The sequence below is a fragment of the Streptomyces sp. NPDC007095 genome, from assembly GCF_040634475.1.
Lineage (GTDB): Bacteria > Actinomycetota > Actinomycetes > Streptomycetales > Streptomycetaceae > Streptomyces.
Window position 1 is genome coordinate 90,443 of the sequence record NZ_JBEYFS010000009.1, and the last position, 12,673, is coordinate 103,115.

Genomic DNA, 12,673 nt, shown 5'->3' on the forward strand with positions numbered 1-12,673 from the left:
TGGGGGAGCCGGAGGCGAGCAGGTTTCAGATCGTGCGGTGGGCGAGGGAGGAGAGGAGCGTCCGCAGGTCCGTAGCGGGACGTGGGGCCAGGGAGGCTTCCGTCAGCAGGGTGTCCGCCGCCGTGAGATGGCGGCGCGCCGCGCCCAGGGCCGCCGAGCGGCCGCCGGCCCGCTCGATCAGGGTCGCCGCCCGGCGTACGGCGCCGTCGTCGAGGACGGCGGCGGAGGTGAGGAGTCCGGCGAGCGCGGAGCGGCCCGGCGCGGCCAGGGCTGCGAGAACGGGGAGGGTCTTCTTCCCGTGCCGCAGATCACCGTGCACCGGCTTCCCGGTGACGGCCGGATCGCCCCAGATGCCGAGCAGGTCGTCGGCGATCTGGAAGGCCACCCCGAGATGGCGTCCGGCGCGGTCCAGGGCGGCAGTGGTCTCCCGCGGCGCGCCCGCCAGCCCGGCGCCGAGGGCCAGCGCGCAGCCGAGCAGGGCACCGGTCTTGTGCTCCGCCATCGCCTCGTACTCCCCCGCACTCACCGCGTCGGGGCCGCTCCACGGGCGGTGGGCGAACAGCAGGTCGTCGGCCTGGCCGCGGACCAGGTCGCGCGAGGCCCTCGTCAACCGCCGTACGGCCGCCGCGGCCTGGGAGGTCGCGGGCGCCGCGGTGAGGGTCTCGACGGCCAGGGCGAAGAGCGCGTCGCCGGCGAGGACGGCGGGGCCGGTGCCGTATGCCTTCCACACCGCTGGACGGCCGCGGCGCATCGCGTCGCCGTCCATGATGTCGTCGTGCAGGAGCGAGAAGGTGTGCAGCAGTTCCACCGCCACCGCGCCCGGCACGCCCGCCTCGGCGGCACCTCCGGCCGCCTCGGCCCCGAGCACGGCGAGTGCCTGCCGTACGCCCTTGCCCTGGCGGTGGGTCGCGGGGGCGCCGCCGACCTCGCAGCGGCCCAGCGCGTAGCCGGCCATCTCCGCCACCCAGGGGTGCAGCCCGTCGATCGCCTCCGCGAGGGCCGGGGCGGCCAGTTCGCGGCAGCGCGCCAGGATCTCCGGGGCGGCGGGCGGCGCCGTCAGGATCGTACGGGGAGAGGTCATCGGGCCGCCTCCGTGTCCGTGCCCTCCGCCGGGGTGAGGCCGAGTTCCGTCCGCGCCCGTTCGACCATCTCCCGGGCGTGCCGCAGTCCGATGCCCTCCAACACCTCGGCCAGTTCGGTGAGTTCGGCGGCGGTCTCGGCGTGCGCGCGGCCGAGCCTGGCCAGGGACTTGACCAGCCCGAGCCGGGACAGCGCCCGGCCGCGCGGCTCGCTCATCGCCTCGAACTCCGCCAGTGCCTGCGCGTAGAGGTCCCGGGCCCGCTCATAACGCCCGGCCCGGTAGAGGACGTTGCCGCGCATCTTGTGGTTGTAGGCGAGCGCCCCGGACAGGTTCATCGCCCGGCAGGACACCTCGGCCTCGCTCAGCAGGGCCAGCGCGCGGTCCGGGTCCCGGTCGCGTACGGAGACGATGTCCGCGAGTCCGCGCAGAGCCCAGGCGTGACCGCGCCGGTCCTCGGCGCGCGCGGCGATCTCGGCCGCTTCCTCGAACATGGCGTACGCGGTGTCGTAGGCGCCGGTGTTGCGGTGTATCTGCGCGATGCCCTCCAGGGCCCACACGGTGTGGCGGGCCTCGCCGCGCTTGCGGGCCTCGGCCAGCAGCTGTTCGTGCAGGGCGGTCACGGCGGCGTAGTCGCCCTGGATGCGGCCGGTCTCCGCCATGCCCGCCAGGGAGTAGCCGCGTACGACGACGTCCCCGGCCTGCTTGCCGAGTTCGGCGGCCAGTCGCAGCAGCCGCCAGGCCAGCGGGAAGGCCCCGCGCTGGCGGGCCAGGGTGCCGCCGCTCCACAGCGCCCATGCCATCGCTCCGGTGTCCCCGGCCTCGCGGGCGGTGCGGTAACTCGCCTTCCACGCCCGGTCGGCGTCGGCCACCTGTCCGAGCCTGCGGTGCGCCTCGGCGACCGCCAGGCCCGAACGGGCCGCCTCGGCACGGGCGCCCACGCGCTCGGCGGCGCGCAGCTGCTCGGTACCCGCCGCCAGGACATCGGTCAGCGAGGAGTTCACGGACAGAGTGGTCAAAGCGCCCTGGTATTCCGGGGCGAAGGCCTTGCCGTACATGGATCCCTTTCGATCGGCCGACTTTCACGGATCGGCGGCATCCGACGACTCGACTATGCACCTCACGTATACATGCCTTGTATACACGGAGCGTATAGCGTGCTGGATTTCCACTCGGGAATCCGTGCTCCGTCGCGGTTGTCACGTCGCCCACCCGTTGCCGATCAAGACGGCGGCGGCGTGCGCCAGGTTGCCTGCCGCGAAAAAGAGGCGCGAACCGCCGTCGTCGCAGGCATAGTTGGGCCCCGTGTCAGACAGAGAACCAGAAGCGCAAACGATCCCCGGGGGCCCGATGCGTCCGGGCGAGTTCCCGATCGACGCCTCGCTCGTGCGACGACTGCTGGCCGCGCAGTTCCCCCGGTGGGCCGAGCTGCCCCTGAAGCACTTCCCGTCGGCGGGTACCGTCAACGCCCTGTACCGGCTCGGCGACGACCTGGCCGTACGCCTCCCCCGGATCGAAGGGGGCGCCGAGGACGTGGGCAAGGAAGCGCACTGGGTGCCGCGGCTCGCCCCACTGCTCCCGGCCGCCGTCCCCGAGATCCTCGCCACCGGCACCCCCGGCGAGGGCTACCCGTGGCCCTGGATGGTGCAGCGCTGGCTCGACGGCGAACCCCCGCGCGCCGGCCGTCTCACCGATCCGGGGCCCCTGGCCGCCGACCTCGGCGCCTTCGTGTCCGCGCTGCGCCGGGTCCGGCTGCCCGACGGGCCGACCGCCTACCGGGGTGTACCCCTGTCCACCGTCGATGCCACCACACGCGCCGCGCTCGACGAGCTGCGCGGCACGATCGACACGTCGGCCGCCACGGCCGCCTGGGAGGCGGCGCTCGACGCGCCCGCGTGGACCGGTCCGCCCATGTGGGTCCACTCCGACCTGATGCCCGGCAATCTGCTCACCCGCGGGGGCCGCCTCGACGCCGTACTGGACTTCGGCACCGTCGGCGTCGGTGACCCGGCCTGCGACCTCATCCCGGCCTGGAACCTGCTCCCCGCCGAGGCGCGGAACACCTTCCGGCAGGCGACGGGCGCCGACGACGCCACCTGGGCACGGGGGCGCGGCTGGGCCCTGTCCATGGCGATCGTCCAGCTCCCGTACTACCGCGTCACCAATCCGGTGATCGCCGCCAACGCCGAGCACGTCATCCACGCGGTCCTCACGGAGGACGACACCCTCGCCGAGGCCGATGCCAGGCCCTGAGCATCACAATGGAACGTACATTCGAATAGGGAGTAGGCTGGAGACATGTCCACGCACCTCCAGGGCTCGCTGTTCGACCAGACCGACGAGCTCCACCTCAGTCAGTTGACCGCGATGCGCCGGACGGTCCTGGGCGACGGGGCCTGGATCGACCTGTTGCCCGGATGGCTCAGCGGCGCCGACGCCCTGTTCGCACGGCTCGTCGACGAGGTGCCGTGGCGGGCGGAGCGGCGGCAGATGTACGAGCACGTGGTGGACGTACCGAGGCTGCTCGCGTACTACCGGGCGGGCGACGCGCTGCCGCACCCGATCCTCGACGAGGCGCGACGGACACTGTCCGCGCACTACGCCCGTGAGCTCGGCGAACCGTTCACCACCGCGGGCCTGTGCTACTACCGGGACGGCCGCGACAGCGTGGCCTGGCACGGGGACCGGATCGGGCGGGGCGCCCGGGAGGACACCATGGTCGCGATCCTCTCCGTGGGCGCTCCGCGCGACCTGTTGATGCGCCCGCGCCGCGGCGGGGAGACCGTACGGCGCCCGCTCGGACACGGTGACCTGATCGTGATGGGCGGCTCCTGCCAGCGCACCTGGGAGCACGCCATTCCCAAGACGGCGCGGGCGGCGGGGCCTCGGATCAGCGTCCAGTTCCGTCCGAACGGCGTGAACTGAGACGGACGCGGGCGTTCGTGTCCGGCAGCGCCTTTCGCCTCACGGCGTCAGGAGGGCCTGGACCGTGGGGCCGTACCGGTCGACGATGTCCTCGATCGCCGTCGCGCGCAACCGGGTGCCGCGTGCGATGCCGTACATCGCGCCGAGGCCGAGCAGTGTGCCGACGGCGAGTTCGGCACGCAGGTCCGCGTCGGGGCCGCTCAGCCGCAGGGCGAGGCGGTCGCTGACCTGGGTGCGGAAGTTGGCGCGCATGATGTCGCCCTGGTCGCCCTGGCGCGGGGCGAAGATGATCCGCAGCACGGGGTCGGCTCCGCGCTCGGTCTGGCCGACGAGCACCTGGCGGACCATGTGGGGGCCGAGCTGGTCCAGGGGTGCGTCCAGGAGGGCGGCGGCGTCCGTCTCGAAGGACATCACGCGCCCGAAGAGCGCGTCCTTGTTCCCGAAGTACTTGAGAATCAGCGGAGCGCTCACCCCCGCCCGGTCGGCGATCGCCTTGAGCGTGATGTCCGCGTGGGCGTGCCGGGCCATCAGATGGCGGGCCGCGCGGAGGATGGCCGCCTTCGTGGCCTCGGCGTCGCGTCGCGGTGGGGCGATCGGGGTCGCGCTGAGGCCGGGGGGCGGAGTGGACACGGTGCTCAGGCTCCTTCGAATGCCTCGTCCCGAGGTGCGTCCGAACTGCCGGCGGCCCGTCGGGTGTCACGGAGGGTGGGATCGGCGGGTATGACGAGGGCGGCGGCACAGGCCACCAGTGCGACCGTACCCGCCATGGCGAAGGCCAGCAGATAGCCGTGCAGCGTGGGTATCGGGGCACCGCCGACGAGACTGGTGTGGTGGACCAGGATGGCGGCGACGGCGGCGCTGCTCACGGCCTGGCCGACGGTGCGCATCAGCACGTTGACACCGTTCGCGGACGCGGTCTGCCCGACGGGCACTGCGCGCAGGATGAGGGTGGGCAGCGCCGAGTAGGAGAACGCCGTTCCCATCGCGCAGACCGCGGAGCCCAGCAGGATCACCAGCAGGCTGTGGCTGTTGATGATGCGTATGCCGTAGCCGGCGGCGATGACCAGGGTGCCGATGGCCAGCGTCACCCGGGCACCGCGGGCCGCCGAGATACGCGCCGAGACCGGCGAGAGCAGCAGCATGATCACCCCGCCGGGCAGCATGACCAGGCCCGTCGCCACGATGGACAGTTCGAGGCCGTAGCCGGTCGCCTTGGGCGCCTGTACCAGCTGCGCCGTCACCAGGGAGTTGGCGTAGAAGGCGAAACCGGTCAGGAGCGCCGCGACATGGGGCAGGGCGACGCGGGGGCTGGTCGCCAGTTTCAGGTCGACCAGGGGGCGTTCGGCGCGCAGTTGCTGAGCCCACCACAGGCCGAGGACGCAGACGCCCCCGACGAACAGGCCGAGGATCCGGGGGCTGGCCCAGCCCCACTGGCCGCCCTGTGACACCCCCAGCAGCAGACAGGAGAGCCCCAGGGCCAGGCCCAGGGCGCCGGTCATGTCGAAACGGCCCGGCTCGCGGACGGGCGACTCGCGCACCGCCCACCAGGCCAGCGCCGTCCCGAGGGCGCCGATCGCGGTCGTCCCCCAGAACATGACGTGCCAGCTGGCGTACTGGACCACCATCGCGGCGATCGGGAGGCCGAGGGCGGCGCCGATCCCGACGGTGGAGCTCATGAGCGCCACCGCGGAACCCGTGCGCTCGGGCGGCAGTTCGTCCCGCAGGAGACTGATCGACAACGGTACGACGGCCGCCGCGGCCCCCTGCAAGGCTCGGGCCGCGATCAGTATGCGGATGTCGGACGTGAGGGCGCACATGAGCGAGCCGACCGTCATCATCCCGAGGGCGATCAGCAGCACCTTCTTCTTGCCGTACATGTCGCCGGCGCGGCCCAGCACGGGGTTGAGCACCGCTCCGGTCAGCAGCGTCGCCGTCACCATCCAGGACACGGCACCCGCCGACGCACCCGTCAGCCGTGGCAGGTCGGGCAGCAGCGGCACCACCACCACCTGCATGACGGCCATGAGGCTCCCGCCGAGCGCGAGGACCGGGACCGTCAGTCGGTCACGCAGTGCCACCATGAACTCTCCAGAAGTCGGCGCGAAGAGGGGGGTGAATGGCAATTCACCATAGCTGGTGAATTGCCATTCACCCAATTGGAGCCCTACTTCGGGGGGCGCTACCGGCGCGAGCGGGCCTGCACCGTGCGCGCCACGCGCGGACCCAGCCAGCGCTTGAACCGGCGCAGCGCCTCCAGCCGCCCGGCCGCGCGGTCGATCCGGTAGTACAGCTGCGGCGGAATGTACGGGAGCATCGGAGAGTGCCGCCGGCCGAGCAGGGCGAACATCTGCGCCGGTGGGAGACGGATGTAACGCGGCAGGCTCTCGTACCACTGGGCGCTGTGCCGGGCGGCGCTCTGCGCCGACAGCAGCGCGGTCCTGCGGTCCTGGCGCTTCATCAGGATCGAGAAGTGCAGGCTCGCGGGTCCGCCACCGACGCACGCGGTCTTCACGCGCACTCCAATTCGTCACACAAAGCGGTCAATTGATCACGTGGAGCGGCAGGGAAGCGCAACCCCCGTGGTTCGCGCCAGCTTGCGGGCGTGAGCCGCGCCACCCGCCACCGGCCGACCCGGGAAGATCATCGGCGGAACGTCCGCCGACCGGAGGAATTCCGCCTTCCGGTCGGTCGCGGGCACCCGTACAGCAAGATCATCTTCGTTCAACTTTGCACGACATTTACTTAATTGTCCTGATCGCGGCCAACCGACATCCGGCGATTTCTCCCGCTCTCCGACGAACCGATAGGCATATCGGGTCATCGACCGAGCTTGATCACAGGAGGTCTCCGCATGCCGGAACTCACCCGTCGCCGTGCCCTCGGGGCCGCGGCCGCCCTCGCCGCCGCGGCCGGCACCCAGACCGTCGCCGTGGCCAGGGCCGCGGACACCGGACACCACGGCGGGCCCGAGGTCTTCGACGAGGTCTACCGGGGCCGTCGCATCACGGGCCGCGCCGCCGGCGGTCACCACCACGAACACGGCGCCGGGTACGCGGTGTTCATCGACGGGGTCGAGCTGCATGTGATGCAGAACGCCGACGGCAGCTGGATCAGCGTCGTCAGCCACTACGACCCGGTGCCCACCCCGCGCGCCGCCGCCCGCGCCGCGGTCGTGGAACTCCAGGGGGCACCGCTCGTCCACCTCGGCATGCCCATGCCCATGCCCCAGCAGTGACCCAGCCCCGTCAGCACACCGTGGAGTCCCGCACATGACCGTACGCAAGAACCAGGCGAACCTGACCGCAGACGAGAAGCGGCGTTTCACCGACGCACTCCTCCAGTTGAAGCGCAGTGGCCGGTACGACACCTTCGTCACCACGCACAACGCGTTCATCCTCGGCGACACGGACAACGGCGAACGGACGGGCCACCGTTCGCCCTCCTTCCTGCCCTGGCACCGCAGATTCCTGCTGGAGTTCGAGCGAGCACTGCAGTTTGTGGACGCCTCCGTCGCCCTCCCGTACTGGGACTGGAGCACCGACCGTTCGCCCCGTTCCACCCTGTGGGCCCCCGACTTCCTCGGCGGCACCGGGCGCAGCCTGGACGGCCGGGTGATGGACGGCCCCTTCGCGGCCTCCGCGGGCAACTGGCCGATCAGCGTGCGCGTCGACGGCCGTACGTATCTGCGGCGTTCGCTCGGCAGCGGCGCCCGTGAGCTGCCGACCCGCGCGGAGGTGGACTCCGTGCTCGCCATGGCGACGTACGACATGGTGCCCTGGAACAGTTCCTCGGACGGTTTCCGCAATCACCTCGAAGGGTGGCGCGGCGTCAACCTCCACAACCGGGTGCACGTCTGGGTCGGCGGCCAGATGGCCACCGGTGTCTCCCCCAACGACCCCGTGTTCTGGCTGCACCACGCCTACATAGACAAGCTCTGGGCCGACTGGCAGCGCCGCCACCCTGCCTCCGGCTATCTGCCGCTCTCCGGCACCCCTGACGTCGTGGACCTCGACGAGACCATGAAGCCGTGGAACGACGTGAAACCGGCGGACCTGCTGGATCACACCGCGTTCTACACCTTCGACACCGTCTGACCGCGCGTTCACAGCTCCGGTCCCGGTCGCCTCTCCTCACCGGGAGGGGCGACCTGCACCCCACGCCGCTCCTGTAGACGTCCTCCACCTGCCAGCCGTCCGCGTACCCGATCCGTGTGTACGTCGCGGTCGTGGCCGTCTCGTCCTGATGCGGCAGGACGACGGGGCGCTCGGTGAGAACGACGACGTGATCACTTCCATGACGCGGACGGGCCGGACGATCCGCTCGGGCACCGGACCGAGGAGCCTCTCCTCAAGGCGGCGCTGCATCAGCCCGCCGAAACGCCCCGGCGAAGGGTGCGTCGACCGGGAAAGAACGCGGCTCATCTCCTCCTCCAGTTCGTAGGCGCCGGGCTCCCCGCGCTCCCAGTGCAGGCCGAGCGTGTCGTCCAGGGGCTCGCCCAGGGCCCGTACCAGTCGTGTCCTCGCTTCGGAGGTGTCCCAGAAGACGCTGGTCAGCGGCCCTCTCGCGCGACCGGCCCGCCGCCGGGAGTTGCCCGCGCATCCGTTCCTCCGCCCGCCGCGCGAACTCCGGCGAGAGCCGCAGCGGCGGACCGGCGGCGAGGCCGGTGAACAGTGTCCCGTCGAGCCGGCCCTCCCGCCCGTGGCACGGTACCCAGGAGGCCGGGGCGCCGCCCAGCGGAGAGTCCCCACCGCCCCCGTCGGCCACGGCGGGCGAGGAGTACAGGGCACCCCTCGGGCGAACCGTCCGGGTCGGTGTCGACCGCACCGGCGGTGAACAGGCCGTTCACCCGTCGGGCCGCGGTGCCCTCCCGGGCGAACCGGCGCCGGAAGTCACCGTCGTCCGCCTGTTCCGGGCGCACCACCTTGACCGTGACCGCCCGCCCTCCCGGCGAGCGCCCCAGGTAGGCGCGCCCCATCCCGCCCGCACCGAGCCGCGCCACGATCCGGTAGCGCCCCGCCTGTCGCGGGTCCCCTGCCTCCAGCGTCTCGAACGCCTCCGCGCAACCCCCTGCCAAGGCCCACGCACCCGGCCGGTGCCGAAGATCCCACATCCTCCCCGACGCGCCGCGTCTTCGCACTACTGTCCGCCACGCACTTCGGGGGCTGTCCGCCGAGTGTTCGGCGGACAGCCCCCGAAGGAGACCGAAGCAGGGAAAGTACTAGGCGTTGCTCGGCTCGGCCGTACGGCACTCGGGGTGCCCCCAGCCCTGGCCGTTCTTGGCGATGGGCTCGCCCGCCGCGTAGGAGCGGCCGCAGAGGCAGCGGCCTGGGAACTTGGCCTTGATCGTGCGGGCCGACGTGCCCTGCCGGGGTGTCTTGGCGGAGGCCGTGGCCGTGGTGCGGCGGCGGCCGGCGCCGGAGGGGGCCGGGGTGTCGGGGGACGGCGGGGGCTCCGGGGAGCCGAGGTCGCTGCCGGCGGGCTGCTGGACGATGGCGGCCTGGCTCGCGGCGCGGTCGGCGAAGTCGTTCAGCCGGTCGCCGTCGACCTGGTGGGCGGGGACGTAACGGAACTCCACGGTGCGGCCGTCGAGGAGTTCGTCGATGCGGGCGACCAGTTCCTGGTTGGCGACCGGCTTTCCGGAGGCCGTCTTCCAGCCCTTGCGCTTCCAGCCGGGCAGCCAGGTCGTGACGGCCTTCATCGCATACTGGGAGTCCATCCGGATCTCCAGCGGGACGTCCGGCGCGATCGCCGTCAACAGGCGCTCCAGCGCGGTGAGTTCGGCGACGTTGTTCGTCGCCGTGCCCAGCGCTCCGGCCTCCCAGCGGGTCGGCGTCTCCGCGCCGTCGGCCACGACCCATGCCCATCCGGCCGGTCCCGGGTTTCCCTTCGAAGCCCCGTCACAGGCGGCCACCACACGTTCAAGCATGTCCCCGATCATGTCACGGTCCGGCGGCGGCTCCCCGCACGGGCCGGAGCATGCTCTCCCGGACGCGGGGGCTGCTACCGAGCAGCCGCAGACCCAGCAGCGTCGCCGTGTGCAGGACGTACTTGCCGTCACGGTGGCTGGCGACCAGTCCCCCGTCGCGCAGCACGCCGATCTGGTAGCTGGCGCTGGGCAGCGCGATCCCCACGGCCTCGGCCACCTCGGAGGTGGTGCGGGCACTCTGTCCGGCGACCTCGGTCAGTACGGCGGCCCTGGTGCGGCCGAGCAGGCGCTCGAGCCCGTCGTCCGTACCGTTCGCGACGGCGAGCGGAGTCTTCGCCACCGGGTAGACGAGCACGGGATCCAGACCGGGGTCCGCCAGCGCGGTCGGTCTGCGCCAGCAGAAGTAGGAGGGCACCAGGAGAAGTCCTCGGCCCTCCAGATACAGGTCGCGCTGGACGGGATAGTCCACTTCGAGCACCGGGGCACTCCAGCGCGCGACCGGGCGCAGGCTCTCCAGCAGTGCCTGGGTACCGCCGTCGAGGAGGGCCCGGGCGCGCACCCCGACATCGTTGCCCACCGCCGTGCGGATGTGCGGCCACTGCGGTTCCAGCAGACCGCGGAAATAGATCCCCAGGGAGTTCGCCAGCACCTTGAGCGCGTCGCTGCCCGGTCTGCCCAGCGAGACGGTCCAGTTCGGGACCGGGCGCGACTCGGCCAGCCGCGTCAGTTCGCGCACCAGTTGCACACGCGGTGTGCGCAGCACTTGGTCGAGTCCGGCGGAAAGACCGCCGCCGGTGACCGGTGGGGTGAGGAAGTCCGGAATGTAGCCGGTGGGGGGAATCAGGGCACGCAGCGGGCGCAGTGCGCGGCCCAGGTTCGAGTCACCGGAGAATCGTTGCCGCGCCGAGCGGCGCCAATGTCCGAATTCCAGCGGTCCCTGGCCGGTTTCCAGACGGCAGACACTGCACATCAGTTCCCACAGGGGATCAGGCTGCCGGGCCACTCGAATGTTCTGCAGGTCGTCCGAAGTGAAGTGAATGCGGAGCATGGGGTCTCTTTCGCTCGCAATCCTTGTGGGGGGTTCGGCCGTTCGAACGTGCCGCAACCACAAGAGTGGACGAGTACCGCATGCGCATGGTTGCCCCGGAGACAAGAGGCCCCGGCTCGCCCCGGAAGAATTCCGCCATTCTCCGGGGCGGCCGGTCCGTGGGGGATCCGTGGTCCGTTCAGGAGACGTCGGTGGCCTTGGGCATCGCGCCCTCGGTGGTCTTGACGTCGATCACGGAGAACGCCGCGCCCTGCGGGTCGCTCAGCGCGGCGAAGCGGCCGAACGGGCTGCTCATCGGCCCGAAGCGGAGAATCGCGCCCCGTTCGGTGGCCTTCGCGACCGCGGCGTCGCAGTCCTCGACGGTGAAGTACACGTTGAAGTACGGCGGGACCTCGGGCGGGAAGTCGTCCGTCATCCGCATCCGGCCGAGGACCGGATCCTTGCCGAGGTCGTACAGCCTGAAGTCGACGGCGTCGTCGTCCAGCTGCTTCATGCGGTACCCGAAGACGGCCGAGAAGAAGGTGTCCGACTTCTCGGGCTCACGGGTGAAGACCTCGGCCCAGCAGTACGCGCCGGGCACGCCCCGGGCCTCGAAGCCCTCGTGCCGGCCCGGCTGCCAGACGCCGAAGACGACCCCGCTCGGGTCCCGGGCGATCACCATCGTGCCGAAGTCGCCGACCTGCATCGGTTCCATCAGCACCTCGCCGCCGCCGGTCCGGATCTTCTGGGCGGTGGCGGCGGCGTCGGGTGACGCGAGGTACAGACACCAGGCGGACTGGCCCTCCTGGCCGGGCATCGGCGGGACGACGGCGGCCACCGCCTTGCCGTTCGCGTAGGCCTGGGTGTAGTTGCCGTACTCCGAGGACGACTCACCGAACGTCCAGCCGAGCACCTCACCGTAGAAACTCTTCGCTCCCTCGACATCGCTGAACATCGCGTCCGCCCAGCAGGGCGTTCCCTCGGGCTGTACGGCCATGGCGTTCCACTCTTCCCGTTTCGTCATGATTCATTCCGGTTTCACGCTAGCCAGCCTCCGTCCGGGTCGCGCGCCGAGCGGGACGCCCTGGACGACACTGGAGAGTGGCCTCGGGTGGTCGTCGACGGGACGGGAAAACGGGATGATGCACGCGTGGGAAGTCGATCGGCCCGGGCCGATCGAGGGGAAACCGCTGCGTTTCGTCGAGCGGCCGATCCCGGTGCCGGGGGCCGACGAGCTTCTCGTCCATGTGCGCGCGTGCGGGGTGTGCCGCACCGACCTGCACGTCAGCGAGGGAGACCTGCCGGTGCGACGGCCCCGGGTGACGCCCGGCCACGAGGTCGTCGGTGTGGTCGCGGCGACGGGCGAGGACGTGCTCGACCACGCGGTCGGCGACCGGGTGGGCGTCGCCTGGCTGCGCCGTACGGACGGCACGTGCGGGTACTGCGCGCGCGGGTCCGAGAACCTCTGCGCGGCCTCGCAGTACACCGGCTGGGACGCCGACGGCGGCTACGCGGAGTACACGACCGTCCCGGCGGCCTTCGCCTACCGGCTGCCCGGTGAGGTGGACGACGTCGCGCTGGCGCCGCTGCTGTGCGCGGGCATCATCGGCTACCGCGCGCTGCGGCGGGCCGCGCTGCCGCCCGGCGGACGGCTCGGCCTGTACGGGTTCGGCGGCAGCGCCCATCTGTGCGCGCAGCTGGCCCTCGCACAGGGCGC

The 12,673-nt window shown here is 71.8% G+C and carries 12 protein-coding genes and 2 pseudogenes; 5 read left to right on the plus strand and 9 right to left on the minus strand.

The window, feature by feature from the left end; translation table 11 throughout:
* Positions 1-25: 25 nt before the first annotated feature.
* Positions 26-1,081: a polyprenyl synthetase family protein gene (locus ABZ656_RS05345; protein ID WP_101407135.1), complete on the minus strand. Its 1,056-nt coding sequence runs from the start codon at positions 1,079-1,081 to the stop codon at positions 26-28.
* Positions 1,078-2,136, minus strand: coding sequence for a tetratricopeptide repeat protein (locus tag ABZ656_RS05350; RefSeq protein WP_101407136.1), 1,059 nt, complete (start codon positions 2,134-2,136; stop codon positions 1,078-1,080). Before ABZ656_RS05350 ends, ABZ656_RS05345 begins: the two co-directional genes overlap by 4 nt.
* Before the next feature lie 292 nt (positions 2,137-2,428).
* Between ABZ656_RS05350 and ABZ656_RS05355 the strand changes: the two genes are divergently transcribed.
* Positions 2,429-3,331 (plus strand): aminoglycoside phosphotransferase family protein, encoded by a 903-nt coding sequence (locus tag ABZ656_RS05355; protein ID WP_101407137.1) that lies wholly within the window; start codon positions 2,429-2,431, stop codon positions 3,329-3,331.
* Between the two features lie 45 nt (positions 3,332-3,376).
* Positions 3,377-4,003, plus strand: a complete 627-nt coding sequence (locus ABZ656_RS05360; protein ID WP_360264763.1) for an alpha-ketoglutarate-dependent dioxygenase AlkB — start codon at positions 3,377-3,379, stop codon at positions 4,001-4,003.
* Between the two features lie 39 nt (positions 4,004-4,042).
* Here ABZ656_RS05360 and ABZ656_RS05365 read toward each other — a convergent pair whose 3' ends face one another.
* The 3 genes and pseudogenes from ABZ656_RS05365 to ABZ656_RS05375 form a co-directional block, all read right to left on the minus strand.
* Complete coding sequence (locus ABZ656_RS05365) at positions 4,043-4,642, minus strand: TetR family transcriptional regulator (RefSeq protein ID WP_101407139.1); 600 nt, start codon at positions 4,640-4,642, stop codon at positions 4,043-4,045.
* Positions 4,639-6,084: an MFS transporter gene (locus tag ABZ656_RS05370; RefSeq protein ID WP_360264766.1), complete on the minus strand. Its 1,446-nt coding sequence runs from the start codon at positions 6,082-6,084 to the stop codon at positions 4,639-4,641. The genes ABZ656_RS05365 and ABZ656_RS05370 overlap by 4 nt, the downstream gene beginning before the upstream one ends.
* A 98-nt stretch (positions 6,085-6,182) precedes the next feature.
* Positions 6,183-6,452, minus strand: a pseudogene (locus ABZ656_RS05375) (FAD-binding monooxygenase); the annotation flags it as partial.
* A 402-nt stretch (positions 6,453-6,854) separates the two neighbouring features.
* On the opposite strand from ABZ656_RS05375, the gene ABZ656_RS05380 reads away from it, so the two are divergent.
* Complete coding sequence (locus tag ABZ656_RS05380; RefSeq protein WP_101407140.1) at positions 6,855-7,238, plus strand: tyrosinase cofactor; 384 nt, start codon at positions 6,855-6,857, stop codon at positions 7,236-7,238.
* A gap of 34 nt (positions 7,239-7,272) precedes the next feature.
* On the plus strand, positions 7,273-8,097 hold the full coding sequence (locus tag ABZ656_RS05385) for a tyrosinase family protein (RefSeq protein ID WP_101407141.1): 825 nt from the start codon (positions 7,273-7,275) through the stop codon (positions 8,095-8,097).
* A 698-nt stretch (positions 8,098-8,795) separates the two neighbouring features.
* On the opposite strand, the pseudogene ABZ656_RS05390 reads toward ABZ656_RS05385, so the two are convergent.
* The 4 genes and pseudogenes from ABZ656_RS05390 to ABZ656_RS05405 all read right to left on the minus strand — a co-directional run.
* Positions 8,796-9,113: pseudogene (locus tag ABZ656_RS05390) on the minus strand (hypothetical protein); the annotation flags it as partial.
* A 108-nt stretch (positions 9,114-9,221) separates the two neighbouring features.
* Positions 9,222-9,941 (minus strand): ribonuclease H, encoded by a 720-nt coding sequence (locus ABZ656_RS05395; protein WP_101407142.1) that lies wholly within the window; start codon positions 9,939-9,941, stop codon positions 9,222-9,224.
* Position 9,942: 1 nt separating this feature from the next.
* A complete protein-coding gene (locus ABZ656_RS05400; protein ID WP_101407143.1) occupies positions 9,943-10,977 on the minus strand; it encodes a helix-turn-helix domain-containing protein in 1,035 nt (344 codons plus the stop codon).
* Between the two features lie 178 nt (positions 10,978-11,155).
* Complete coding sequence (locus tag ABZ656_RS05405) at positions 11,156-11,953, minus strand: VOC family protein (protein WP_101408397.1); 798 nt, start codon at positions 11,951-11,953, stop codon at positions 11,156-11,158.
* A 145-nt stretch (positions 11,954-12,098) separates the two neighbouring features.
* On the opposite strand from ABZ656_RS05405, the gene ABZ656_RS05410 reads away from it, so the two are divergent.
* Positions 12,099-12,673: zinc-binding alcohol dehydrogenase family protein (locus tag ABZ656_RS05410; protein ID WP_360264771.1), on the plus strand; the 575-nt coding region annotated here is incomplete at its 3' end.

Coding starts and splice junctions, on each gene's coding strand:
- ABZ656_RS05380 (WP_101407140.1), top strand. CDS start 6,855: ATGCCGGAACTCACCCGTCGCCGTGCCCTCGGGGCCGCGGCCGCCCTC.
- ABZ656_RS05350 (WP_101407136.1), bottom strand. CDS start 2,136: ATGTACGGCAAGGCCTTCGCCCCGGAATACCAGGGCGCTTTGACCACT.
- ABZ656_RS05400 (WP_101407143.1), bottom strand. CDS start 10,977: ATGCTCCGCATTCACTTCACTTCGGACGACCTGCAGAACATTCGAGTG.
- ABZ656_RS05360 (WP_360264763.1), top strand. CDS start 3,377: ATGTCCACGCACCTCCAGGGCTCGCTGTTCGACCAGACCGACGAGCTC.
- ABZ656_RS05355 (WP_101407137.1), top strand. CDS start 2,429: ATGCGTCCGGGCGAGTTCCCGATCGACGCCTCGCTCGTGCGACGACTG.
- ABZ656_RS05395 (WP_101407142.1), bottom strand. CDS start 9,941: ATGATCGGGGACATGCTTGAACGTGTGGTGGCCGCCTGTGACGGGGCT.
- ABZ656_RS05405 (WP_101408397.1), bottom strand. CDS start 11,953: ATGGCCGTACAGCCCGAGGGAACGCCCTGCTGGGCGGACGCGATGTTC.
- ABZ656_RS05370 (WP_360264766.1), bottom strand. CDS start 6,084: ATGGTGGCACTGCGTGACCGACTGACGGTCCCGGTCCTCGCGCTCGGC.
- ABZ656_RS05345 (WP_101407135.1), bottom strand. CDS start 1,081: ATGACCTCTCCCCGTACGATCCTGACGGCGCCGCCCGCCGCCCCGGAG.
- ABZ656_RS05385 (WP_101407141.1), top strand. CDS start 7,273: ATGACCGTACGCAAGAACCAGGCGAACCTGACCGCAGACGAGAAGCGG.